Origin of the sequence: Alteromonas sp. H39 (genome assembly GCF_047556435.1) — a bacterium.
Classification (GTDB): Bacteria; Pseudomonadota; Gammaproteobacteria; order Enterobacterales; family Alteromonadaceae; genus Alteromonas.
Map to the genome: position 1 here is coordinate 2,578,164 of NZ_CP180210.1, position 26,447 is coordinate 2,604,610.

19 protein-coding genes are annotated in these 26,447 nt (G+C 48.4%); 6 read left to right on the forward strand and 13 right to left on the reverse strand.

Annotated features, from left to right (window positions below; translation table 11 throughout):
• Positions 1 to 4: 4 nt before the first annotated feature.
• From ACLBLI_RS11345 to ahpC, 3 genes are all read right to left on the reverse strand, one after another.
• Positions 5 to 2,122, reverse strand: coding sequence for a TonB-dependent siderophore receptor (locus ACLBLI_RS11345; RefSeq protein WP_414827723.1), 2,118 nt, complete (start codon positions 2,120 to 2,122; stop codon positions 5 to 7).
• A gap of 370 nt (positions 2,123 to 2,492) precedes the next feature.
• Positions 2,493 to 4,082 carry an alkyl hydroperoxide reductase subunit F gene (ahpF, locus tag ACLBLI_RS11350; RefSeq protein WP_414827724.1) on the reverse strand — a complete coding sequence of 530 codons (1,590 nt, stop codon included), beginning with the start codon at positions 4,080 to 4,082 and terminating at the stop codon, positions 2,493 to 2,495.
• Positions 4,083 to 4,158: 76 nt separating this feature from the next.
• Positions 4,159 to 4,722, reverse strand: a complete 564-nt coding sequence (gene ahpC, locus ACLBLI_RS11355) for an alkyl hydroperoxide reductase subunit C (RefSeq protein ID WP_414827725.1) — start codon at positions 4,720 to 4,722, stop codon at positions 4,159 to 4,161.
• A 500-nt stretch (positions 4,723 to 5,222) separates the two neighbouring features.
• Between ahpC and ACLBLI_RS11360 the strand changes: the two genes are divergently transcribed.
• On the forward strand, positions 5,223 to 6,530 hold the full coding sequence (locus ACLBLI_RS11360; RefSeq protein ID WP_414827726.1) for a DUF2252 family protein: 1,308 nt from the start codon (positions 5,223 to 5,225) through the stop codon (positions 6,528 to 6,530).
• An 11-nt stretch (positions 6,531 to 6,541) separates the two neighbouring features.
• On the opposite strand, the gene ACLBLI_RS11365 is transcribed toward ACLBLI_RS11360, so the two are convergent.
• Positions 6,542 to 8,221 (reverse strand): response regulator, encoded by a 1,680-nt coding sequence (locus tag ACLBLI_RS11365; protein ID WP_414827727.1) that lies wholly within the window; start codon positions 8,219 to 8,221, stop codon positions 6,542 to 6,544.
• A gap of 340 nt (positions 8,222 to 8,561) precedes the next feature.
• Complete coding sequence (locus ACLBLI_RS11370) at positions 8,562 to 9,518, reverse strand: diguanylate cyclase (RefSeq protein WP_414827728.1); 957 nt, start codon at positions 9,516 to 9,518, stop codon at positions 8,562 to 8,564.
• Positions 9,519 to 9,680: 162 nt separating this feature from the next.
• On the opposite strand from ACLBLI_RS11370, the gene ACLBLI_RS11375 reads away from it, so the two are divergent.
• Positions 9,681 to 13,463 carry a PAS domain S-box protein gene (locus tag ACLBLI_RS11375; RefSeq protein ID WP_414827729.1) on the forward strand — a complete coding sequence of 1,261 codons (3,783 nt, stop codon included), beginning with the start codon at positions 9,681 to 9,683 and terminating at the stop codon, positions 13,461 to 13,463.
• 187 nt (positions 13,464 to 13,650) lie between these two features.
• On the opposite strand, the gene ACLBLI_RS11380 is transcribed toward ACLBLI_RS11375, so the two are convergent.
• Positions 13,651 to 14,325: a 2OG-Fe(II) oxygenase gene (locus ACLBLI_RS11380; RefSeq protein WP_414827730.1), complete on the reverse strand. Its 675-nt coding sequence runs from the start codon at positions 14,323 to 14,325 to the stop codon at positions 13,651 to 13,653.
• Between the two features lie 609 nt (positions 14,326 to 14,934).
• Here ACLBLI_RS11380 and ACLBLI_RS11385 point away from each other — a divergent pair.
• From ACLBLI_RS11385 to ACLBLI_RS11395, 3 genes are all read left to right on the forward strand, one after another.
• Positions 14,935 to 16,485, forward strand: coding sequence for a GNAT family N-acetyltransferase (locus ACLBLI_RS11385; RefSeq protein ID WP_414827731.1), 1,551 nt, complete (start codon positions 14,935 to 14,937; stop codon positions 16,483 to 16,485).
• Positions 16,486 to 16,497: 12 nt separating this feature from the next.
• Entirely contained in the window at positions 16,498 to 17,241 is a 744-nt protein-coding gene (locus ACLBLI_RS11390; RefSeq protein ID WP_414827732.1) for a hypothetical protein, read from the forward strand.
• Between the two features lie 99 nt (positions 17,242 to 17,340).
• On the forward strand, positions 17,341 to 18,144 hold the full coding sequence (locus ACLBLI_RS11395; RefSeq protein WP_414827733.1) for a hypothetical protein: 804 nt from the start codon (positions 17,341 to 17,343) through the stop codon (positions 18,142 to 18,144).
• Between the two features lie 99 nt (positions 18,145 to 18,243).
• On the opposite strand, the gene ACLBLI_RS11400 is transcribed toward ACLBLI_RS11395, so the two are convergent.
• Positions 18,244 to 18,687 carry an Lrp/AsnC family transcriptional regulator gene (locus ACLBLI_RS11400; RefSeq protein ID WP_414827734.1) on the reverse strand — a complete coding sequence of 148 codons (444 nt, stop codon included), beginning with the start codon at positions 18,685 to 18,687 and terminating at the stop codon, positions 18,244 to 18,246.
• Positions 18,688 to 18,800: 113 nt separating this feature from the next.
• On the opposite strand from ACLBLI_RS11400, the gene ACLBLI_RS11405 reads away from it, so the two are divergent.
• Positions 18,801 to 19,394, forward strand: a complete 594-nt coding sequence (locus ACLBLI_RS11405; RefSeq protein ID WP_414827735.1) for a LysE family translocator — start codon at positions 18,801 to 18,803, stop codon at positions 19,392 to 19,394.
• A 278-nt stretch (positions 19,395 to 19,672) separates the two neighbouring features.
• Here the strand turns inward: ACLBLI_RS11405 and rpsO are convergent, their stop codons facing one another.
• The 6 genes from rpsO to rimP form a co-directional block, all read right to left on the reverse strand.
• Entirely contained in the window at positions 19,673 to 19,942 is a 270-nt protein-coding gene (gene rpsO / locus ACLBLI_RS11410; protein WP_218312513.1) for a 30S ribosomal protein S15, read from the reverse strand.
• Positions 19,943 to 20,088: 146 nt separating this feature from the next.
• Complete coding sequence (gene truB, locus ACLBLI_RS11415; RefSeq protein ID WP_414827736.1) at positions 20,089 to 21,078, reverse strand: tRNA pseudouridine(55) synthase TruB; 990 nt, start codon at positions 21,076 to 21,078, stop codon at positions 20,089 to 20,091.
• Positions 21,078 to 21,479 carry a 30S ribosome-binding factor RbfA gene (gene rbfA / locus ACLBLI_RS11420; protein WP_414827737.1) on the reverse strand — a complete coding sequence of 134 codons (402 nt, stop codon included), beginning with the start codon at positions 21,477 to 21,479 and terminating at the stop codon, positions 21,078 to 21,080. The genes truB and rbfA overlap by 1 nt, the downstream gene beginning before the upstream one ends.
• An 84-nt stretch (positions 21,480 to 21,563) precedes the next feature.
• Complete coding sequence (infB, locus tag ACLBLI_RS11425; RefSeq protein WP_414827738.1) at positions 21,564 to 24,173, reverse strand: translation initiation factor IF-2; 2,610 nt, start codon at positions 24,171 to 24,173, stop codon at positions 21,564 to 21,566.
• Positions 24,174 to 24,197: 24 nt separating this feature from the next.
• A complete protein-coding gene (gene nusA, locus ACLBLI_RS11430) occupies positions 24,198 to 25,691 on the reverse strand; it encodes a transcription termination factor NusA (protein WP_414827739.1) in 1,494 nt (497 codons plus the stop codon).
• Positions 25,692 to 25,734: 43 nt separating this feature from the next.
• On the reverse strand, positions 25,735 to 26,193 hold the full coding sequence (gene rimP, locus ACLBLI_RS11435) for a ribosome maturation factor RimP (protein WP_414827740.1): 459 nt from the start codon (positions 26,191 to 26,193) through the stop codon (positions 25,735 to 25,737).
• Between the last annotated feature and the right edge of the window lie 254 nt (positions 26,194 to 26,447).

A 26,447-nucleotide genomic window follows, 5' to 3' on the forward strand; every position in this document is an offset into this window, starting at 1 on the left:
CCTATTAGAAGGCGTAAGTCAGGCTGGCATTCACAGTACGACGAACACCGGGAAAGCAGTCGCCGCGCGTCAGACAAGACGTTAGGTACTCTTTATCAGTGACGTTACGTACGTTGAGTTGCAGGTCCACCGCATCGTTCAGGCGGTACGCCAGCATGATATCGCCTAACGTATAGCTCTCGGTTTCGTAGCGAACTGTTGCATTTTCAGATACGCTCTGACCAACATAACGTACCCCCGCGCCCATTCGAAATCCATCCAGCGATTGCGGCTCCCAATGCAGCCACAATGACGCATTGCTATCTGGCTGCCCTGCCAGCTCGAAACCGTTGGGATCTTCTGCATCCAAGACCGAAGCCGCAAACTGCGCTGAGACTTCGCCAAGTTGCACACGTCCCTCAAGCTCAACACCGCTAATAGATGAAACTCCTTGCTGCTGCGCTGCCTCGCTGGGTAAACCGTTTGGATTTGGCAGATTAGAGATTTCAATATCGTAGTAAGACATTGTCAGGTAGCCAGGCAGGTTATTAAACGCGTATTTAATCCCGGCTTCATACTGTCGGCCCTCTTCCGGTTTAAGCTGATTGTCGTTGGCATCAAGCCCAACCACGGTTTCGAAAGACTCGGCGTAGCTGACATACGGTGACAGACCATTATCAAATTGATATAGCAGCCCGGCAGAATAGGAAGTCTGACTGTCTTTTTGTGTTGCCGTGCCATTATCGTTATCGACACGGTCATGGCGAAGCCCAAGCGTCATTCGCCAGTTGCCGTAAGAGATATGATCCGACAGGTAAAGCCCTGTATCTTTTACGGTCTGTTCAGGCTGGTCGTTGTACATTGCATCGAACACGGCCTGATCAGGCGCACCAGTATATTCCGGGTTCGCCAGGTCAAGTATGTAGCGGAAATCGCCCTGTAGTGCGCCACCCCCAAAGTAATACGCCGAGTTGGCATCAGTATCCACATTCTGATACTGCACACCGGCAAGAACTTCGTGCTCAACGACGCCCGTGGCAAACAGCTTGCTCAAGCGGACATCCAGCGCCGTCTGCTCAAAGGTATTGTCTGCCTGATAAAATGTGCGGGCAACATAGGTGTCAGTGGGTGCCACCTCATCACCGAAATACGCATTCATGTAGCGTGACGCCCCCGTAAACGTTGGCCAAGCCTGATGATAATCTGCCTCACCGTCCCGCCATAACGCGGTAAAGGAAACTGAGGTGGTGTCGTCAATAATATGCTCACCAAGCAACGTCACCTGATTTGATTTTGTGTCGAAACGGTTAAACCCGGGCTCACCGGCGTAGACATCCTGATCGGGAAGGTAACTGCCATCCTCTAAAGGTAGCAAGGTCCCTTCGACAGGAATAAACTGGGCAGCAGTATCACTTTCTGTATCCTGAAACAGGCCGATGACGGTTAGCGTAGTATCGTCGGTAGGCATATAAGACACTGACGGCATGTAAACCTGCGTATCGTCGGTGACATAGTCTACCTGTGAGTCGGCATCCCGGTAGATCCCCACAAAACGTCCCAGCCACTTTTCATCTGACGACAACGCGCCATTGATATCCAGGTTAGCCTGCAGGCGGTCAAATGAGCCGTACTGGAGTACCGCTTCACTACCTTTGTTTGCAGTGGGTGTTTTTGAGACATAGTTCATCAGCCCGCCCGGCGAGCCCTGCCCGTATAACACTGAGGCCGGACCTTTGAGAAGCTCAACCTGCTCCATGGTATACACTTCCGCGCGGGTTGAGTTATAGCTGCCAAATAACTCCTGAATGGAGTCGCGATATCTTGGAATGCTCAATCCGCGCGACGAAATTGAATCTACCCGGGTTGCGTAACCATAGGTTTCCCCCGTCACACCTGCCATATACGTTGCGGATTGGGACAGGTTCAGCGCCCCTTTTTGCTTAAGGTCGGTAACCGTTTCAATGGATATCGTTCGCGCCAGTTCGACAATGGGCGTGTTGGTCTTCGTTGCGCCAAATGGGCTTCGCTTTCCTACCACTTCCACTTTTTCAATAGAGGCTTCTTCCTCATTTACAGATTCCTGAGAAAAAGCCAGTCCGGGAAGTGCCAGTGTGATAGCCAGTGAGAGTGCTGTTTTATTCATAACGTCCGATTTACTTCATTGATTTCTACTTTGGCATAAAATATCAAACATTCTCACCAATGGAAATGATAACGATTGCTATTAACATGATTATTTGAAGAAAAAGACAGTTTTTTTCTGTTTCTTGGAAAGGGTCTGAAGCCACGCCACAGTTTTTAAACATTGTTTCGCGAACAGCTTAACGCCATCGCACTATTACCCCTAACGCAAAGGATAGAACCCGATGTCGTTTCAATGCATAAGTTTTCTGATCTGTAGGCGAGCGATACGTCGGCTTGTTCGCAGACTGCGCTGCGGTATGGATATCGGAGATAAAAAAAGGCTGATATTAAAATATCAGCCTTTATATAAGATGATGTAGTAGCGGCGATTACGCTGCTTTCGTTTCCTCTTCATCCTCGACTACTTCGTGGCTAAGGAGATATTCAAATGCGGCCAGTGAGGCTTTCGCGCCCTCGCCCATCGAGATGACAATTTGCTTATAGGGCACTGTTGTCACATCGCCTGCTGCAAAGATGCCTGGCTCGGATGTGTGGCATTTTCCGTCTACCACAATTTCACCGTGTTTAGACAGCTCAACAACGTCTTTCATAAACTGGCTGTTAGGTACCAGACCAATCTGAACAAATACCCCTGCAAGCTCGAGCGTGTGTACATCATTTGTCGCTCTGTCCTGATATTCAATGGCGTTAACCTTGCCATTTTCAGCCAGGATCTGACGGGTTGCCGCGTTCTTGATAATGGTAATATTGTCGCGCTTTTCAGCTTGCTTAATCAGTACCTGGTCTGCTTTAAGCTCTGGCATAAATTCAAACACAGTGACAGATTTCACAATGCCTGATAAGTCCAGTGCCGCTTCAATACCAGAATTACCACCACCAATTACCGCAACGTCTTTGCCTTTGAAAAACGGACCATCGCAGTGCGGACAATACGCTACACCGTTACCCACGTTTTCTTTCTCACCGGGTACACCAAGCTCTCTCCAGCGGGCGCCTGTGGCTACAATTACTGAGCGGGTACGAATTTCCTCGCCAGACGACAATGTGATAGTTTTAACATTGCCCTGCTCAATGTTCTCTACACGCACATGCTCTTTAAGCGTAATGTCATAGTCTTTTACGTGTTCCATCAGGTTACCAACCAGCTCTGGCCCGGTTGTTTTTGGCACCGAAATCAAATTCTCAATACCCATGGTGTCTTTAACCTGGCCACCAAAGCGGTCAGCAACAACTGTTACTTTCAGGCCTTTACGTGCGCTGTAAATTGCCGAGGCTACGCCTGCAGGACCACCACCGATAACCGTTACATCCTGCATTGGCAGCGACTGCCCTTTATTCGCTTCTTTTAACGAAGGATCACGCTCCAGTAACTTATCGATAAGGGTTGAGGCATCAACCTTACCGTTTGCGAACAGCTCACCATTCAGATATACGCTGGGCACTCCCTGAATGTCGCGCTCTTCAACTAAATTCTGATACAGCCCACCGTCGATCATCTCCGCTTTAATATGCGGGTTCAACAGTGCAAACTGATTTACCGCCTGAACCACGTCAGGGCAGTTATGGCAGCTCAGGCTGATAAATACTTCAAAGTGAAGATCTTCTTTAACGCCCCTGATGATGCTTTTCAGACTGTCATCAATTTTCAACTCCGTACCAGACGCATGTAGAATCGCCAGAACCATTGAATTGAATTCATGACCGCCTGGGATACCCGAGAAACGGATCCCGGTATCTTCGCCGTCAGCTTCCAGCAAGAAGCTGATTGCACTTCGTAATTCGCCTTGCGTGTCTCTCTCTTCCAGCTGAACGTTATCGCTCACCCCAGCAATGTCGGACAGAAACTTCACCAGTTCGTCACGTTTGCTGTGTTCACCGGTTTGAACGACGAACGTTACGGTTTTCTGCATGGAAGCAAAATAGCCTTTTAATGCATTTAAAATATCTTGATTTAACATGGTTACTCTGCCTTTTCATTGAGGTTTGAGGTAGGGAGTGGCGAACCACTCCCTCGCGATGGGTACTAAGCGTTGCTTAGATTTTGCCTACCAGGTCCAGAGAAGGAGCCAGTGTTTCTTCCCCTTCTTTCCATTTGGCCGGGCAAACTTCACCTGGGTGAGACGCTACGTATTGCGCAGCTTTCACTTTACGTACCAGATCGTCTGCGTCACGGCCGATACCTTCGGCAGTGATTTCCATTGCCTGAACGATGCCGTCAGGGTCAACGACGAACGTTGCACGGTCAGCAAGACCCATGTTTTCACGCATACAGTCGAAGTTGCGGGTGATTTCACCTGTTGGGTCACCGATCATCGCAAATTTGATTTTGCCGATGGTTTCAGACGCCTGGTGCCATGCCGCGTGAGTAAAGTGCGTGTCTGTAGATACAGAGAACACCTCTACGCCGCGAGACTGTAGCTCTTCGTATTTATCAGCAACGTCGCCAAGCTCAGTTGGACATACGAAAGTGAAATCCGCTGGGTAGAAGACAAATACAGCCCACTTCCCTTTGATGTCTTCGCTGCTTACCTCGACGAACTCGCCGTTTTTAAACGCGTTAGCTTTGAAAGGCTTAATAGCAGTGTTGATCAATGCCATGTTTATATTCTCCATTTAGTGAGTTTTGATAACTTTCATTACTCGGGGTCAGAAAGCCATCTTGAGTACGAAACTTTTTTCCACACGGTTTTGAATGTGTCGAAATCATTCCGTGTTGAAACTGGTAATAAGAATAACGAGCGGCAGGAAAAAAAGATAATTGGTAAAGTTGAAAGCTGTAATCAGTTTTACTAATTAATAATGCGTGTATGTGCGGGAAAATTGAACTACCAATCATTTCAGATCTTACAGGTATTTGCAACAGTGCCTCACTACGTTCACAAACCTACAGCGAGATTATCTCGGTACTGCAATGGTTTTTCCTGCTGCCATGCTGACGACCACTTCACGATTAGGTAGTGAATCAGCACAATGAAAACGTGCATCTCGTGCCAGTTTATCCACATTCAGAATGCCTGTGCGTGTATTTGTTAGAATCGGTTTTCATCTCTGCGGGTTCCGACTTACACTTAATCCTATGGAGACCAGGAGAATTGACGATGAATCGGGGCGACTATCTTCGACAGCATATTGAAAGCATTGATGGCCCTCTGGGAGAGACCCCCAAACACGTGAAAATGACCACCAGTCCGTTTGTCTTTTACCGGGGGACAGCGCAGCTTTTTTACGCCGACATGGCCAGCGGGGTGTTACGTATGCCAAAGGCAATGGAGGCATTGCCACTGGTCTGTGTGATGGGCGATTGCCATGCCTCTAACTTTGGGTTTCTGACTGAAGAAGGCTCGCACGGAGACAACGTGATTTTTGCGCCAAACGACTTCGATGATGCATGTGTCGGCCACGCGGCCTGGGATATTATGCGCTTTTTGGTGTCCCTGGCATTAACGGCAGATCATTGCGAAGGCGTACAGAGTGGCCGATACCCGTCTGATGTCGTAAGACACGATAAGCCAGCCATAGCCCGACGTGACGTAGAGATCGCCATGGCGCAATTTCTGGAAGCTTACACAGCGCTGTGCGCGCGAGTAATACAAAGCCCCTCGGTCATCTATGAAGCCATTGAACAGATCCCCACAGGAAAACTTAAAAAGCGCTATGAGAAAGCCTGTCGTCGCGCCGCCTGCGGGGAAGACTTTACCAGCAAAAGCGCACTCGCAAAAGCGGTGAAGATGAAGGGAGACAGGCTGTGCTTTAATCACCAGCCTGATAAATTTATCCCTCTTGACGCGTCACATTACCAGCAGTTGGAAACAACATTTGCGCCCTACATGGATGAAGCGATTGTTGATATCGTCGCGCGTGCCAACGCAGGCACAGGTTCCGTCAACATGGGCCGCTATTACTTTTTAGTTGGGCCGGCTTACCCTCATGACGAAACCAGTTTTGCCAGATGCCATATTGTTGAGGTAAAGCAACAGCGTAAAGCCGCTCCCCTGCACTACTTTCCCGGACTATGTCCGGTTAATTCGCTGAATGCGGCTCACCTTACCGCGCGATGTCAGCGAAAAATTCAGCGTCGCCCTGATTTACTCCTGGATGAGGTTGAGTGGCGCGATGCCCATTGGCTGATCCGGTCACGTCATCATGCGAAAGTGGGAATCGATCCCGAAGATATTGGTATTGGCAACAAAGCGGTGAATGGCAGTTTTTCTGAATTTGCGTCTTATTGCGGAAAGGCACTTGCGCTGGCTCATTGTCGAGCAGACAGACGCTCGACCGTTTTCGAGCAACAAACTGTTGCGAAACTGTGTGAGCACAACCAAACATTGCAGGAAACCGCGTTAGCGTATTACAGACAGGTTTTAGCCGATTACCAGCTTTTCAGAGACATGCAACAACATAATTGATATCGCCTGCGTCATACCAGCTTCGCTGCACCGCTGTGTTCATCGTTAGTGGCCTCCAACGTGAGCCCCAGTGCCTGCATGTATTGCTCGCCCTTTTCTTTTTGCGTTGGTGACACTGGATCCGACAAGAGCAAACTGGCCGCGCGCTGTGCCGTTGCCATCTGTTCGGTAGATATGTCGCTCTTTTTATTGATTTGCACTAACACCTTCAACAAACTCAGCGCCAGTTGCTTATCCTGTGGAGATAACGTTAATGCCTGTTTCAAATTGTTGTAGGCTGGCATCAGGCGATTTTCTTTATAGTTAGTTGTCGCCATTTGTTTCAGTTCTTTGGTAGTGAACTGAATTTCTTTTCGCTCGATAGACTCCTGCTTCAGATATTCGTCAACCACCTGGCTTGAAAAAGAATCGCCTTCAATTTGCAAACGAAGCCTTTCCAGAATACTTAAACAGTGTTCGCGCATTCCGAGCTCGTGGAAGGCTTTCATTTTATCCAGATTATCTTCCATGGATTGGTCTTCAACCACCGCTTTTTTATCACCGATGATTTTTTCCGCATCTTTCTTCTTGTCCTGCAAACACAGCACCCGCGCCTGGATAACATCGAACTGTTCGCTAAGCTGTTTCTCAACGCCTTTGCGATGTTTTAATTCTTCCAGTTCAGCTTGTGCACGCTTGACCAGGCGATCGGTTTCGCTATTGCCCAGACTGGTTGCAAGATCGATCGTTGCCCGAATCACATTCAATGCCAGTTCAGGCGAATCGTGAATAGAGTTTTTTGCAAACCTGGCCATGTTTTGCACAGCCTCTAGCTGACCGTGTTTATCGTGATTGAGACGGGCCAGATCCCACAGTTTTTTGTTACGTTCTATATTGCGTGGAGCCAGCTTGCTGGCTTGTTTCATTTGCTCGTAAGCCAAATCAAACTTTTCTTTTTCGATGTAATACTGTGCCAGCAAATCATACGTTAAAAAGCGGGTATCGTTGCGCTCCAGAAGGTCTTCCACCTGCGTTTCAGCTTCCTCCAGTTTATCCTGACGTAACAGCGCTCTTGCCAGTCCAATATGTATCCAGGCATGATCCATTTTGCCTAACAAACCGCGGTAGTATTTTTCGGCGGTCTCATAATCGCGTAACTGCATCAGACATTCCGCAATCATACGTTTCATGCGGGGATGATACTCGGCAACAGAAGGATCTTTCAGTTGTCTTTCCGCATGATAAATCGCGGCAGCAAAATCGCGCTCTGACATACAGTGCAATACTTTATGCAGTTTGCTACGAATACTAAACAGGTAGTTCAGCCGGTTTTCGATCCGGCTTCGATCCAGAGGTTTGACCCAGAAATCATCAGGCTGTAACTCGACAATACAGTTTACCAACTCTGAACTGGTTTCCGCGCTTAAGAAAATGACGGTGGTCTTGTCATTGATATGGTTTAAATGTTTGAGCTCTTCAAACAAATGAAAGCCGTCTTTGTCGTTGCTGACGTTAAACGCAATCAGAACAAAGTCATACTGCTTTTTTTCACATAGACGAATAGCATGAAACGCGTTAAGCGCACTACTTACCTGCTTGATTCCCATCGCGTTGAGCGTTGAAGAAATCACGTCATGTACCAACCCCTGATTATCGATAACCAGTACACTGAGCTCTTCTTTTGGCGTTGGTGGGGGGAACTTGTCCATCATGAATGACCACTTAACTTACAAAATATCCGTTTTACGAGCGCCAGCTATTCTGTTTACTTTTCTTATGCTTACAGAGAAACTGACAGTGCTTTCTTAACCTTAAATACACCTCGCTCCGTCAACCTGTTCCGTCGCAAAGCAATAACTATTACATGAGCCACTTCCGGTTGTCGGGGGATGCGTTATGAACAGTTGCTGTGCCTGTGTTGACTGCAGGCAGGCACCTTGCGTAAAGACATACATCATACCAGTAACAAAACAGGTTGGTATCAGGAATACTAGCACTGTAAGCAGCCTGATTGCCAGCGCCTTATTACGCAGCAAGAGGCTGTCAGAGGCATCAGGGGGCGTTGGCGACGCTGTTATGGAAAGATTGCTGTAAAAACCGTGTTTTTGAGCAGTTCCTGCCGCTTTCCTTAGCGTGATAAAGCGCTTCATCAGCTACATCTATCAACGAACGGGGGTCAATCAGTGCGTCGCCAAGCGCACTGTAATCCAGGATACCCACGCCGATGCTGACGGTCAGGTAATCATGCTGCGTTGCATAGTGATGGGTAATCTTTTCCTCATTAAAAAATGTAACGATGTCATTCGCGAGCGATACTGCTCCCTCACTATCAGTATCCGGCAGAACCACGCCAAACTCTTCACCACCTAGCCGGCTCACAGTGTCTGTAGCCCTGCTAACGCATTGTCGCAGCAAACGTGCAACCCGCACCAGACAATCATCTCCCTTGCCATGTCCGTAATGGTCGTTAAAGGGTTTAAAATCATCGATATCTATAATCAACAACGCGATACTGCAGCGTTTACGGTTCGCTCTGGCTACTTCGTGTTGTATACATTCATCAAATTTTCTGCGATTAGCCAGCCCCGTTAACGGATCGGTAGCTGCCAGAGATTCGAGCTGAAGCGTTTGTCGATACAGTCGGGTATGGGTTTTCACTCTGGCCAGTAAAATTGGAAACTCAACTGGCTTGGTAATGTAATCAACACCGCCAAGCTCAAAGCCACGGGCTTGCTCAGTAACTGTATCCAGCGCACTGACAAAGATAACGGGGATCGGCTGGGTGCGGGCATCAGCTTTCAGTTTTCGACAAAGGTCAAAGCCATTTATATCAGGCATAACAACATCGAGAAGAATGAGATCAGGCCGCAAATTCAACGCCTGCACAAACCCTTCCTCCGCCTGAGTAGCAATAACGACCTCGTATTCTGAAGACAAGGCGTCTGCCATCAGACGAATCGTCGAGACATCATCATCAATGATTAATACTCTCGCAGGAGTTTGCGGCATATATAGCATTCCTAACCTACACTGTTTGAGCGTAGCAAATGACTTAATTTTCATCTACTAGCGATGCAAAGAAGTCCCACCGACCACCAGCCGCCCTGAGAATGATCTGACGCAAGTTGGTCCGGTACGCATTACCTATTGCCATCAAGTGTAGACACATTTATGAATATTGTTGATTCATTATTACGATCTGACTACATGCCCCATGGGCATTGTTACTGGTGGAAGCCTGAAATTTTGTGGCTCAATGTCACATCAGACTTTTTAATCGCCTTCGCCTACTTTTCCATTCCTTTTGCTCTCTATTATTTTGTGAAAAAGCGGACGGATCTGAGGTTTAAGGGGATTTTTCTGCTGTTCTCGGCTTTTATCCTATTGTGCGGCGTGACCCACCTGATAAGTATCGTGGTGATTTGGAAGGGATACTATGGCGTACATGGACTGGCAAAGCTGGTTACCGCAATTATTTCCTGCATCACCGCTTACAAGGTCTATCAGTCGATTCCAGCAGCATTAACCCTGCCCAGTGCGGCCCAGGTCCGTGAGGTATATCAGCGCGCCAATGAAGAAAAGCTGGAACGGGCCCGACTACAAAATCAGCGCGAGCAAGAGCAAATTCTTCGGGAGTCCACTGACAGTGCCCATGTCGGTATTCTCGTTGTTAACGCAAGCGGACATATTACCGTCGCCAATCGGGCTATTTGTCAGATTTTTGAGTACGAACACCAAGAGCTTGAAGGCAAGCACATCAACATCTTGGTCGACGAGGGTTTTGCCCAGGCTCATGAAAAACTGGTACAGCAGTTTATTGCGTCTACTGATAACAACAAAGACATGGCGTCTGACCGTATTGTCTATGGTGTGGCCAAGTCCGGCAGGCGCATTCCGATTGAGGTGAGGCTTAACCATCAGACCTATCAACAACAGCCCGTCGTGTTTGTCTCGCTACAGGATATCTCTGCCAGAATTCGCTCCGAACAAGCTCGTGAACAAAGCGAGACCATGACCCGCAGCATCATCCACTCACTGCCTATTGGGCTACATATTTTTGAGTTAAAGGATAAGGAACTGCGATTCGTCAGTGCGAATCCCCGTGCCCAACAGATTTTAAAATCGCCCCAACACTCTACCATCCTGCAACGCCATACGATTGAAAATGTCTTTCCTGCGCTCAAATCCGATACGACAACGGCGCGATTTATCAGAGTAGCGACTCACGGTGAAAGTATCCTTCACGAGGATATTTATTTTGACAATGGGGCGGTATCCGGGGTCTTTCAGGTAAGTGCGTTCCAAAGCTCTCCTGGCAAGGTTATTGTGCTATTTGATGATGTGACAGAGCAGCGCCGCGCTGAGCAAGCATTACGCAAACAAGACACCTTCATCCACCGGGCGATAAACGCCTCTATCGCTGCCGTATATGTGTTCGATACTGGGCTACGCACAAATCGCTATATTAATGAACGTTATACCACCATCACCGGTTACACCCTGCCGGCATTAAAAGCTCAGTCAAAGGGCTCACTCATCACCTTAATTCATCCGGAGGACAGATTTAAGGTTCTGGCCCATGTCAAACAACTATTGACGGACAACACCGACGGTGCCATTCACACTATCGAATACCGGATGCGCCATGCCGAAGGCCACTGGATTTGGCTGATGGCACAGAATATTGCTTTTGAACGCGATCTGAATGGCAACATCACCCAGTTTATGGGCAGCTTCCTGGATATTTCACCACTGAAGAAAATGCAGAATAATCTGCTGGAGATGAAAGACAAGGCAGAGAATGCAAATCAGGCCAAAGGTGAGTTCCTCGCCAACATGAGTCATGAAATTCGAACGCCAATGAATGCGATAACGGTATTAACAGACATGATTCTGGAAATGGAGTTGGGAATTAAGCAACGCGAGTACCTGGAAAAAATCGCTATGTCATCCAAGTCCCTCTTACAAATACTTAACGACATTTTAGACTACTCCAAGCTGGAAGCCGGTAAACTCGACGTTGTTAACGACACGTTCGATTTATTTAAAACCGTTTCCGGAGGCATGAAGCTGTTTGCTATTAATGCCGTGCAAAAGGGACTGGAGCTGCATACGGATATTTCATCAAACACTCCCAGGTTCGTCGTAGGCGATTCAGTCAGGATTAGCCAAATTCTTAATAATTTAATCGGTAACGCGATAAAATTTACCGAGTCTGGCTCGGTGGTTGTCAGTGTTGATGCAGAAGCAGGCCGGCGCCCTCACTCTCACCTAATCAAAATCGCGGTAAAAGATACCGGCATTGGTATTGCCAGTGACAAACTGGGAACCCTGTTTGAATCCTTCACACAGGCCGACAGTGCAATCGACCGTCGCTACGGTGGTACCGGTTTAGGTTTATCCATTTGCAAAAGTCTTACTGAATTACTGGGGGGGAACCTCAGTGTGACCAGCCAGCCGGGTAAAGGCAGTACGTTTACACTTTCACTGACACTCCATGAGGATGCTTCAGTTTGCCATGAGATGCCAGATCTTCCCAGATCGCTCAATGTGGTTCTGGTAGGTGACACCAGCCAAAGTGCATCGATTATGCAAAAATATCTATCCGATCATCTGTCCGGTGGATTTACACTGTTCAGCCATGATCAGTTTTCACTAACCACCCTGAATGACTGCGATATCTTGATCATTGACATCACTCAGCTTGCAGGTGCCTCACTGCGAGATATGATGCTGCAACTGGTGAGTGCAGAACTGTCTGAAAAAGTAAGCAAAGGAACGCTTTTCATCTGCAATGAAAGTGCCCGACAAAGTGCAGACGCGTCGGTCATTATCAGTACGCCCAGTTTCAGGCTGGCCACGCCGTTTTCACCCGCAGATATTGATGAAATGCTTATCGCTATCGCGTCAGAAACATCACAATCCGTAGCGAAAAAGCTCTATATACCGCAATTTCAGGATTGTCAGGTGCTGCTGGTTGAAGATAATCCGACCAATCAATACGTTGCCGAAGAATTACTCAGAAGTACGGGTCTGAAACTGACTGTCGCCGCAGACGGCGAAGCCGCCCTGGCGCTGTTTACGGAAAAAACCTACGACCTGGTGTTAATGGATTTACAGATGCCTAAACTGGACGGTTTCGCAACGACTATTCGTCTGCGCAACCTACCAGGGGGCAGCGAGATCCCCATATATGCCATGTCTGCAGCAGCCATGGATGGCGATATTCGCAAAGTTGCTGAAACCGGAATGAAAGGACATATTGCTAAACCAATTGATAGACAGAAATTGTATAACATTCTAGAAACGGAACTTGCCCACAAGCTTATCAAACGGGATTTTGCCCTCTCTGAATTAGAAACGCCGCCTGTTTCAGCAATCGACATTCAGCGTGCTTTGCCGGCGTTAAATGCAACTGACGCCATCAACAGACTGGGAGGAAACACCGGAAGTTATCTGCGCTTACTGCATAGCGTGGCGAGTGAATATGCTGAGGTAAAAGACAACGCAGGGGCTTTCCCGGCGTCAGATACGCCAGTAGCAAGAGCGATACATACCCTGAAAGGCCTGGCTGCATCAATCGGTGCAAACAGATTGTCTGCATTGTGCAAAGAGTATGAAGCCAGTGAGTCGCCAACAGACAAACAGCTTGGTTTAAACAGAATCCGCCAGCAATTAGCTGACGTCGTCAGTGCTATCTTCACCGCTATGCCTTCTCTTCACGCGCCTCAGTTACAGGATGCGTTGGCACATGCCACCGATCTTGATGTACTGAAAACCCAGCTGGAAAAACGTGCATATATTTCGCAAGAGAACCTTCTGACATATGAGGCTGCATTAACCGAAAAGTTTGGACGTGAGCGCGCCCAGCGTATCAGTGACAGTATTCATGCGCTGAGGTATGAAGAGGCAGTAGCGCTGTTAGCAGCGTCAGACGCAAATACGCGGCAATAATAAGCTACCGGGCATGAGGGTCGACGTCCCATCAGCGCGGTAGCACTCAAACCAGGCTACGAAGATGCCAAGAAAGCGGCGTGTGTAGCCCAGAACGGTTTGTATCGCACATCCATACGGTGAACCACGGCGGCACTTTGGCGGCCGGACAAGCAGCAAGCGGAAGGAATTGCCAACCGTTATATTGTTATCGTGGCGGGTCGACACGTCCGTTAAGCGTATCGTTCACCCGATACCAGCCCGCGACAGAGAAGCGGTGACGCGCAGCGGGCAAAACCTCGTGAGGAAACTTTTCGCTTAGAAATACAACCAGCGTACGGGTCTCAGGTAACACACTGATCCCTTTGGTATCCTCGTCATTTTGATAAAGCACCAGCTCGCCGCCGTCTTCTTGTTGCCAATCCTGATTCAAATACGTTATTACACTAAGCACCCGGTTGCTGCGCCCTTTAAATGCATCATAATGACGTTTGTAAAAATGGCCTGGCGCATAATGTGCAAAATGGCTCTCGAATGAGAACAGCCCCATAAACAAATGGCAATTCAGATAGTGCCGCAGTCCTTCAGTCCAGTTAAGCCAGGCTTTCCCACCGCCGGTATTGCCATCAATCCAGCAGACCTCGTCATTACGTATGGTGCTGACAGTCTGATGATCGGCTAGTCGTCCTATTCCTGCTTCAGAATAATCGCGTTTGTTTAACTGCTGCTGACTTAATGACAACAGGGTTGTCAGTGTATCAGGTAGCGCTTTGGGAATAACGCTATAACCTGTGTCGTAAAGATCGGCAGCAATTTGGGCGAACAATGGGTCGTCAATTAAACCGCCACCGTTTCTGACAGCGGCTGATGAAAGTGCATTCATCGTAAGAAAGGATTCCTAAAGAACTTAACGCGCGGTTTATACTGCTAATTTTCTTTTTGAGCAAGAAGTATTCAATGTTATTTCGCCCCCGGCTCAATAAATAATAACTGACTGGTATGAATCACCTCTCTACCCCGTATCCGGCAAGCGATTTCGATTCGTTATCTGTACTAAGCGTGCATTCAACGTCACTGCATAAATTTCGGTTAGCACGTTATTTATCAGGTAATGCCTGAAGCGAATTGTGTCGTTTCCTACAATAGGATTAAGCCAAGCCGCCAGCCCCTTCAAGCGAAGCCGCACAGACAAACTCAGTATTGAAGAGGTGTATCCTACTCTTTTCTCAAAACATAACCTCATCCTGTATACACTTTCATGCCAGAGGCCCTGAAAACTCAGCGGTAAAAACCTATTGCAAATCCCACCGGCCTCTAGTAACCAACACACTTATGAATTATTCTGTGTAAACAATGCATTAAACCCGCAATCCGGTAATTAATTCAGCGTTTTTTTCGGCGAATCGACCCAACCCCCACTATCCGTGCGTAATGGTACAGTTAGAAGAACCGGCTGGCCGGGTCTGAGTAGCAGGTAATAAGGTAGAAATGAATGAGTCAAGATCAAACCGTCGTAGAAGATACTGAACACCATCTGGAGTTACGAAACCTCCGACTAGACGATTACGAAGATGTTAAGGAACTGATGGACGCGGTATACGCGAACGTTGGTGGTGCATGGCCGTACAAAAACTTCAAAGCTCAGGTGAGTACATTTTCTGATGGCCAGATTTGTATAGAAGATAAGGGCAAAGTGGTCGCGTTCGCCATTGCGGTCATAGTGGATTACGAACAATTTGGCGATAAACACAGTTATGACGAAATAACCGGTGATGCCTATCTCACTACGCATGATCCAAATGGCGATGTCCTTTACGGCGTTGAGGTGATTGTCAGCCCCGATTATCGGGGACTCAGACTGGGAAGAAGATTGTACGAGGCTCGCAAAGAACTGTGCCGGAATCTGAATCTGAAGTCGATTATGGCAGGCGGACGTATCCCTAATTACACCAACTACGCCAGTGAATTGTCGCCCTACGAGTATATAGAGCAGGTTAAATCCAAGGATATTTACGATCCGATCCTGACCTTTCAGCTTTCCAATGGGTTTGAAGTCAAACAGGTCTTGCAGGCATACCTCCCGGAAGACGAGGCGTCGATGGGCTATGCCACATTATTACAGTGGCATAATATCTACTACGAGCCGGGCAGCCCGAAACTGATTGGCGGCACCAAAACCAATGTTCGGATCGGGTGTATTCAGTGGCAGATGCGCTACTTCAATAATGTCGAAGAGTTACTGCAGCAGGTCGAATACTTTGTGGACGCGCTCTCAGATTACAACTGCGATGTGGCATTGTTTCCGGAGTTTTTTAATGCGCCACTGATGGGCCTTAGCCCCACGGAAAGCTCTATTGACGCAATCTGGCATCTGGCAACCTACACAGATGAAATTCTGTCTGCGATGTCGCACCTGGCGGTTTCGTATAACATCAACATTATTGCCGGCTCCATGCCCGTCGTCGAAGACGATGAGCTGTACAATGTAAGCTATGTGTGCAAACGGGACGGGACCATAGAAAGTCAGTATAAACTGCACCCAACTCCTCATGAGAAGAAAGACTGGATCATGAAGGGCGGCAACAGTCTGAAAGTGTTCGACACAGACTTTGGTAAAATTGGTGTATTAATTTGTTATGACGTGGAATTCCCGGAACTGGCACGCGTGTTAAGCGATCAGGAGATGCAAATTCTGATGGTACCGTTTTGGACCGATACCAAAAACGGTTACCTGCGCGTACGACGTTGTGCGCAGGCCCGCGCGATTGAGAACGAATGCTATGTTGCGATTGCCGGTAGCGTAGGTAACTTACCGAAAGTTGACAATGTTGATATTCAATATGGTCAGACCGCGGTGTTTTCGCCTTCTGACTTTTCCTTCCCGCACGATGCCATAGTGTCAGAAACCACGCCAAATACGGAAATGACATTAATCGTTGACCTGGATCTGGATAAGCTGACCAAGCTACAAAACGAAGGTTCAGTCAGAAACTATCTGGATCGCCGTCGGGATTTGTATCGGGTTGAATGGATTGGTGACTAAGAGAGTCAAAAGATGAAAGCAGTAATTCAGGGATGTGGGCTGCTTCTCTTTGCCCTGCTGGCAGTCACGCCAGCAGCGGCTGAAGAGCCCTATTTCACAGTATCAAATAATCGTCTGGCTTACGTGCAAAATGCCCAGAAAGAAGCCGTCGTCAGAGACAAACTACTATTGCTGGTTGTCGGTGCCAACTGGTGTCACGATTCACGAGCACTGGGTAAGTATTTGCAGGATGATGCACTTCAACCGGTGTTGTCGGATTATGTGTTGGCAAAAGTGGATGCGGCATGGCTGGACAACCTTACCCCGGTTCTGGCGCCCTATGGTCACCCTGCTTACTTCGGCACGCCGTCGGTCATGGTCATCGCGCCCAACTCTAAGCAATTGCTTAACCGTGATAGCATGCAGCGCTGGCAATCTGCTCATAATGAAAGCCCTGAGGCGCTTGCCAGTTATCTTACCGGCTTTTCGCAAGGCAGGTCTGATGGCATCGACAAAAATGTACAGAACACACCATTACCATTGGCAGCTTTTGAAGCTGAACAGGCAGCGCGTCTTTATGCTGCTTATGCGGTTTTGGGAGAGTTGCTGGCGCAGGAAAAGTCTGGCGATAGTAATGTGTCAACAACGTTAAATGCTTACTGGCGCGAGGTGTCGGAGTACCGTCACCAATTACAAAGTGACTTAAGTGAACTTCACCGCAGGCAGTCCGAGCTGGAACCGGATTTTCCTGAGTATCCCCCGCTCTCTTTTATGTAAAGCGATTTCAGATTGGTATTGCAGGGTAATTAACGATAACATCGCTGACAGTGATGTATTTTCGTCTCGTAAACGAATTTTAGGAAAAACAGAGAGACTATGGCAAACGATTCAAAAAATGATGACTTTCCGACCATCCGCTTAGATGAAGAAGACCGTCGGGCATACCAGAAGAAAAAGCAACCCGCTCCTGGCAATGGCGCGAAAACGCCGCCACCCAGTAGCTCTACAGATCCGAAAACCACAGCCACGAAGAGTGGCGGCAACGGTCTTTGGCTATCACTGGTAGCGCTTATCGCACTTGCTGGCCTTGGCGGATGCTATTATCTGTATACCTTGTTACAACAACAGCAGGCAGTGGCTGAGCAGGCTGAAACCCGCATTGCACAGCTGGAGAGGAAACTGTCTGCCACTGGCGAAGAAATTGGTGAGTCAACTGTAGCGTTGCAGGTAAAAGTGACCGAGCTCAGCAACAAAACGAATGAGCTATGGGAACAGATGGACAAACTATGGGCCTCGGCCTGGCGCAGGAACCAGAAAGAAATTGAAGATCTGGGCGAGCGCGTAACTACTGTCCAGTCTGGGCTGGAAAAGAACATCCAGAACGTGTCGGCTAACGTCAAAACAGCGTCAGGCGATATCGCCAATGTCCGCAATCAACTGGCTAACCTTGCAGACGAAATATTGGCGTTGAATGTCCAGCTTGAACAAGCTGCCGGCGAGAAACAGCAAACCACGCAAGCTGTGAAATCGCTGTCGAGTAAACTGACCGAACTTGAACAGCGCAACAGCGCCTTATCTGGCCGTCTGACAACAATGGAGAATGAGTTGCGAAATATCGCCACTAAGGTGATCAGCAGCTCAAACTCTGGTTCGGGAACACCGTCTACACCTACGCCGTAACGGTCGATGTAACAGTCAGATTTTTGCTAATGGCTCACTTCGGTGAGCCTTTTTGTTATGGGGGAGCAATCGATTTACCGCGGATACCCAGAACGAATACTACAACCGCGTGTCCTTAGATGACTCCATGACGACATGGGTACTGATGGTATTAACCTGTGGAATAGAACCTATTACGTCGGTATGAAAAACTTTAAATGCCTCGATATCTGTCGTTTCTACCCGCAGCAGGTATTCAAAGTTTCCTGTTACGTTATGACACTCTTTGACCTCTGGAGCACCACTTACGGCCGCCTCAAAGGCGAGTTGGGAGGTTTTGGAATGAGATTGCAACCCAACCGATACATAAGCAATAAATCGTTCGCCCAGTAACTTATTATTCACTTTTGCCCGATAGCCGGTAATGATCCCTTTCGCTTCCAGCTCCTGCACCCTGCGTAAACAGGCTGACGGAGATAACCCAACCCGATCTGCCAACTCTGCGTTAGAGATGCGCCCATCGCCCAGCAATTCACGCAATATTCTTTTGTTTATATCATCCATTTTTAATTTTTCTTGCATAAATGACCTATTAACCAATCCAAAACGCCAGGCATTATTTGCTTCATAGTCGTAAAATTGCGTTTTAAATAATGCAAAGTCAAGAGCACTATTTCATGAATACAGATATCCTGACCGGGCTTACCCTTTTCGCTTTGGTGTCGTCTATCACTCCTGGCCCAAACAACATCATGTTGATGACGTCTGGTGTAAATTTCGGGATAAAGCGCACACTGCCTCATATGCTGGGCGTGGGCGTCGGTTTTACCCTCATGATATTGCTGGTTGGTTTGGGCGTAATGGTGTTATTTGAGCGCTTTGCGTGGATGTACCAACTTTTGCGAGTCGTCAGTATTACTTATTTGGGTTATCTGGCGTTTAAAATAGCCACCACCACGCAAGCAAACTGGAACACCAGCCATAAGAGCAGGCCGATGACGTTTTTGCAGGCGGCACTGTTTCAGTGGGTAAACCCGAAAGCCTGGACCATGGCGCTTACTGCAATCAGCATTTACGCACCACAGCGTGATTTGCACAGTGTACTGCTAGTGGCACTGCTATTTGGCCTGATTAACCTGCCTTGCATTGCCTGCTGGGTATTTACCGGCACTCGTCTGCGCTATATGTTGTCCCGCCCCCGCGTATTAACGGCATTTAATATTTCGATGGCGGTGTTACTCATTGCATCTGTTATCCCTTCGCTACTATGACAGTCAGGGTCAGCAAAGAGAGGTAGCTAGGCACAGATGTAGACTGTCAGGGCAGTAGAAAGCCATGGTTAAGCACTAACGTGACCGTCAGGGGAAGTCGATAACGTGTTGAGACTGCACAAAGCTGAGCGCCCAGCCAAAAACTCGTTTTGCTTTTGTTCCTGTCACGGTTGTATCTCATACCACAGGTAGTCTTTGCTGATTTTGTGATAGGCGTTCAGCGGTAAATCAGGCACAAAAAAAGCGCCCATAGGCGCTTTTCTCGTAACAAACCTGTCTTAGCGACGCAGGCCCAGACGCTTGATCAGATCAAGATAACGTTCTGCGTTCTTACCTTTCAGGTAGTCAAGCAGTTTACGGCGCTGGCTAACCATGCGAAGCAGACCACGACGTGAGTGGTGATCTTTCTTATGGTCAGAGAAGTGACCCTGAAGCTTGTTGATGTTGTGAGTAAGCAGAGCAACCTGAACTTCTGGTGAACCTGTATCACCTTCTTTCACGCCATACTCAGCAACAATGTTTGCGGTTTCTTCTTTAGTTAGTGACATAATCATCTCCTGATTGAGTGAAACCTGGCCGATCACTAATTCAGCCAGGTCATAGGAAGCGCGTATTATAATGACCTGTTGCATTGACGCAAGCACATTCTCACGTTCTGCCGATTATGAACGCTTTAACGTGTTTTTGCGCGCGGTTATGCCTGCAGGTCGTACACTACACGCCGCTTTGGATTAACAAATACGGTATCGGTGTCGTGAAAAGCCGGCTGATCTTTTGGCGAGATCACCCCTTCGCCGACGCCAAGAAACAACCTGTCGCCGTTGCTATTCTCATGGTAAACGCGATAAAACGTACTTTCCTTAAGCGCGGCATCGCATTGGCCTGATACACTTTGGCCGTGGTCGAAACGATGCTTTGCGGCGTCGTCGATAACAACGGCATCAAGCCGTGCCACAGCAGTGTCCATGGGGATGAGCAAATCATCGAGCGCGGAAAAGTCATCCTCGCTGCACTTTTCTGACAGCGACACCAGCTCATCAATAGGCACCATTTTATCGCTAGGATAATCCGCAACTTCCGTGCGATGCAGACGCGTTACATACGCGCCACACCCTAGCAATTGACCGATATCATCCACCAGTGAGCGAATATACGTGCCTTTGGAGCACTTCACCCGCATCACCACTTCTGGTAGCGCTATCCGGTGTATTTCCAGTTCATAAATCTCGATATCACGCGCTTCACGCTCAATCGTAATTCCCTGGCGGGCATAATGATAAAGTGGCTTGCCTTCATGTTTAAGGGCAGAAAACATAGAGGGGATCTGCTTCGATTTCCCAAGGAAACCCAAGCAAGCGTTGCGAACCTCATCCTCACTTACGGTTACCGGCTTTTCTTCGACCACTTCGCCGTCGGCGTCTGATGTAGTAGTTCGGATCCCTAAGTGGGCAGTAACCTCATAGGTTTTCTCGGCGTCCAGCAGAAACTGAGAAAACTTGGTTGCCTCACCAAGGCAAAGCGGTAACATACCGCTGGCAAGCGGATCCAAAGCGCCGGTATGACCCGCCTTTTGCGCCTTGTACAACCAACGTACTTTTTGCAGTAACTGGTTGGAAGACCCACCCAGCGGTTTATCAAGCAGTACGATGCCGTTAATCGCACGGCCTTTTTTACGTCGTGCCATTAATCCTGCTCGTCTTCGTCCTGTCCCTGACGCTTCTCTTCATCTTTTGCCACGGTTTGTGACACCAGATTAGAAATACGCATCCCTTCGGTAATCGACGTATCCTGGAAAAAGTGCAAATGAGGAACTGAACGCATACGCAGGCGTTTTGCCAGTAAACTACGAATAAAGCCGTTGTACTCTTCTAACTGCTTTATCTGCGCTTTTTCATCCACATCATCATTATTGTAAATAGTGATAAAAATTTTAGCGTGGGCCAAATCTCTCGAAACATCCACATCTGATACCGTGATCAGAGGCAGATTACCCACGCGGTGCTTGTATTCGTTTTGCAGGATACTGGCAACTTCCTTATGGACTTGCTGTGCAACCCTGTCGGTACGTGAAAATTCACGAGCCATGATGTTCTCCTTATCCCGGAAAGACAGAGACAAAAACGGGGGCGTATTGCGGCCCCCGTTTTTACTTAGTATGTCGACCGGCGATTACAGTTCGCGTTTAACCTCAACGACTTCGAAGACCTCAATCTGGTCACCGACTTTTACATCGTTGTAGTTTTTAACACCAATACCACATTCCATCCCGTTACGGACTTCCTGTACATCGTCTTTGAAGCGACGCAGTGATTCCAGTTCACCTTCGTAGATAACCACGTTTTCACGCAGTACGCGAATTGGCGCGCTACGCTTCACAATGCCTTCGGTTACCATACAGCCAGCAATCGCACCCAGCTTAGGCGACTTGAACACGTCACGAACTTCAGCCAAACCAATGATTTCCTGTTTGAACTCTGGCGCAAGCATACCGCTCATCGCCGCTTTCACTTCGTCAATCAGGTTATAGATAACGCTGTAGTAACGTAAATCGATCTCTTCCGCTTCAAGTACACGGCGAGCAGATGCATCAGCACGTACGTTAAAGCCAAGCACGATGGCACCTGAAGCCGCTGCAAGAGACGCATCAGTCTCGGTGATACCACCAACGCCACTACCGACGATATTTACTTTCACTTCTTCGGTAGACAGCTTCGTCAGCGATTCAGCGATAGCTTCAACAGAACCTTGTACATCAGCCTTAAGCACAATGTTCAGCTCGCTGACATCACCAGACTCCATGTTTGCAAACATGTTTTCCAGTTTGGCTTTCTGCTGACGTGCAAGTTTAAGCTCACGCTTCTTCTGGTGACGTTTAGCAGCAACTTCACGGGCTTTACGCTCGTCTTTGACTACCGCGGCATCTTCGCCGGCCACTGGCACGCCAGAAAGACCCAATACTTCCACAGGTGTAGAAGGACCAGCCACTTTCAAATCGTTTCCATTTTCATCGCGCATTGCACGAACGCGACCGTACTCTTCACCACACAGCAAGATATCGCCCGCTTTCAGCTCACCTTCCTGAATCAATACTGACGCAACCGGACCACGTCCTTTATCCAGACGTGACTCAATCACAAGACCACGACCAGGACCGTCGGCTACAGCTTGTAGATCAAGAACTTCTGCCTGCAGGTTAATGGCTTCAAGCAACTCGTCTACACCCATACCTGTTTTTGCAGATACGTTCACAAACTGGTGCTCACCGCCCCACTCTTCGGAAATAACTTCCAACTGTGACAGTTCGGTCTTCACACGATCAGGGTCAGCGGCTTCTTTATCCATCTTGTTCACAGCGATGATCAAAGGAACGCCGGCAGCGCGCGAGTGCTGAATCGCCTCTTTTGTCTGCGGCATAACGCCATCATCAGCGGCAACAACCAGCACAACGATGTCTGTTGCTGTTGCACCACGTGCTCGCATTGCGGTAAATGCGGCGTGTCCAGGTGTATCCAGGAACGTGATTTGACCGTTTTCGGTATCCACTTTGTACGCACCGATATGCTGGGTAATACCACCCGCTTCGCCCGCTGCCACCTTGGCGCGGCGGATATAATCAAGCAGTGACGTTTTACCGTGGTCTACGTGACCCATAATGGTAACTACTGGCGCGCGAGTTGTTTTCACCCCGCTTTCATTTTCTGCCAACAGTTCATCTTCCAGCGCATTGTCATTCACCAGCTCGTATTTGTGACCCATTTCTTCAATCACAAGAACGGCAGTATCCTGATCTAACACCTGGTTAATGGTCGCCATCTCGCCCATTTTCATCATGGCTTTAATGACTTCATTCGACTTCACCGCCAGGCGGCTCGCCAGTTCACCCACTGTAATAGTGGCACCCAATTTAACGACTCGTTCTACTGGTTGAGCCGGTTTCTTAAAGCTTTGCTTCAAATGTTCTCCCGCGTTTTTCTTCGACTTTTTGCGACGTCGTGAAGAACGCTCTACCTGCATATCCTCTTCGTCTTCGGCTTCCTGAGCATAACGGTTAGAATGCATGTGAACTTCTTCAGCTTCTGCTTTCTTACGGCGCTCTTCCTCTTCTTTCCAACGACGTTCGTTTTCTTCGGCAAGTTTACGCGCTTCATCCGCGGCGCGTTTTGCCTCTTCTTCCAGCTTCTTCTGCGCTTCTTCTTCCTGTGCTTTGCGCAGACGCTCTTCTTCTTTACGCGCAGCTTCCTGTTCGGCTTTTTCTTCTGCCGTCAATTCAGGCTCATCTTCCTTACGCGCTTCCGCTTCAAGACGGGCTTTTTCAGCACGTTCCTGACGCTCTTTTTCTGCCGCTTTACGGGCTTCTTCTGCCTTGCGGACTTTCTCTTCAGCCGCTTTTTTGGCCTCCTGCGCGGCCTTCTCTTCCGCTTCGCGCTTCGCACGAGCTTCTTCTTCTGCCTTACGCGCTTCTTCCTCGGCCAGACGTTGTTCTTCAACGTCAGTACGTTTTACATAAGTCCGTTTTTTACGAACTTCAACTTTCACCGATTTCGACTTACCCACACTTAGCGTGCTGGTAGACTTACGCTTGAGCGTCATCTTCTGGGGTTCGCCTGAACCCGTGCTGCCATGTTGCTTACTTAAATGATCAAGCAACTGGCGCTTCTCGTCTTCAGTGACCTGGTCGCTGACTTTTTTCTCGATGCCAGCGTCTTTGAACTGACTAACCAAGCGGTCAACGGTAGTTCCAATGTCACTGGCGAGCTTTTCTACTGATACTTCTGCCATTACGTGTTTATCCCCCTGTTGACCTTATTCTTCACTAAACCAGACGATATTACGTGCAGCCATAATTAACTCACCGGCTTTGGCTTCGTCCAGTTCATCAATATCGCTGATATCGTCGGTGCCTTGTTCTGCCAGTTGTTCGAGATCGCTGATCCCGCGGCTGGCCAGTACGTAGGCAACGTGTTTGCTCATGCCTTCCAGGTTCAGCAGCGCTTCTGTTGGCTCTGCACCCTCAAGGCTTTCTTCATTTGCCAATGCACGTGTGGTCAGGAAGGCACGAGCGCGGTTACGCAACTCTTCTACTGTGTCTTCGTCTAACCCGTCAATGGCCAGTAACTCGTTCACCGGAACGTAAGCTACTTCTTCTAACGTACTGAAACCTTCATCAACCAGCACCGATGCAAAATCCTCATCAATGTCCAAGCCTTCCATAAACAGGTTCAGCACTTTGGCGTTTTCTTCTTCGTGCTTTTTATTCAGATCGTCAATTGTCATGACGTTCAGTTCCCAGCCAGTCAGCTGAGATGCCAGACGTACGTTCTGACCGTTACGACCAATGGCCTGAGCCAGATTGTCGGCTTCAACAGCAACGTCCATCAGGTGTGCATCTTCATCGACAACAATTGACGCCACTTCGGCTGGCGCCATCGCATTGATTACGAATTGCGCCGGATTCTCATCCCACAGCACGATATCAACACGCTCACCACCCAGTTCTCCAGAGACGGCCTGTACGCGTGAACCACGCATACCCACACAGGCTCCTACCGGGTCAAGACGTTTGTCGTTCGTCTTCACGGCGATTTTTGCACGTGAGCCAGGATCGCGGGCCGCCGATTTAATTTCCAGCGTCTCTTCGGCAATTTCTGGCACTTCCAGACGGAAAAGCTCAACCAGCATATCTGGGTGAGTACGGCTGACAAACAACTGTGCGCCGCGCGCTTCCGGACGAATGACGTATAGCAGGCCGCGTACACGGTCGCCTGGACGGAACGTTTCACGAGGCAGCATATCATCGCGGTAAATCACGCCTTCAGCGTTGTTACCCAAATCGATAATAATGTTGTCACGGTTTACTTTCTTAACCGTACCGGTTACCAGCTCGCCAACTTTGTCTTCGTATTCCGCAACCATCTGCGCACGTTCAGCTTCACGTACTTTTTGTACAATAACCTGCTTGGCCGTTTGTGTGGTGATACGGTCAAAGGCAATAGATTCAATCTGCTCTTCAACATAATCACCCGGCTTAACGTCAGGTTCGTCTATTTGTGCCGCTGAAAGCGTTAATTCTGCGTACGGGTTTTCCTGCTCCTGGTCGTCTTCTATAACTAACCAGCGACGGAATGTATCGAAATCACCCGTGGCTCTGTCGATGCTTACGCGTACTTCAATATCGCCTTCGTTTTTCTTTTTGGTTGCACTGGCAATTGCAAATTCCAATGCTTCAAAAATCTTTTCTCTAGGCACTTGTTTTTCATTTGATACGGCTTCCGCCACTAACAAAATTTCTTTATTCATTTTCGCCTCACTTTGCTTTCAATCCGAAAGCACTGCTGTTCCATTAGTCGAACGTGGGAACAACGTTACCTTTTTCGATATTCGCCACAGCTAACTGGAACTGCTGGCCATCCACTTCAATACTTACTACGCCATCTTCAACGGCCAGTACCTGACCTTTAAAATTACGACGATTATCCATTGGCATCGCAAGACGAACCTGGACGACTTCGCCGACAGCAGCCTGATAATGCGATTCCTTAAACAAAGGTCTGTCCATGCCTGGTGATGACACTTCCAGGTTATATTCGGTGCTGATGGGGTCTTCTACATCGAGGATTGCGCTCACCTGGTGACTGACATCCGCACAATCATCTACGGTGATCCCGTTTTCATGATCAATATAAACACGTAAAATTGAGTGCTTACCTGCACGTACAAACTCGACCCCCACGAGTTCAAAGCCTAAGGCTTCGACGCCGGGTTCCAGCATGTCAGTCAATTTCTCTTCAAGCTTCGACAATCCATACCTCCAAAAACGAAAAAAGGGCTTAACGCCCAACCTGTTATGCTCATTACTACCTGCAGACAGGAACTGAGCGTAAATACAACAAAAAGCCCCGGACTAGCGGGGCTTTTATGTGAATCTGGACCCATACCTGTCCGTAGACAGATGCAGACTCATGGGTAATGCCACCAACAGTGGAAGTCTGCTATAAGACAACACGTTACTATCCAATCCTGACGGAGGGAGCCCGTGTTCGCCCTAAATCGTGA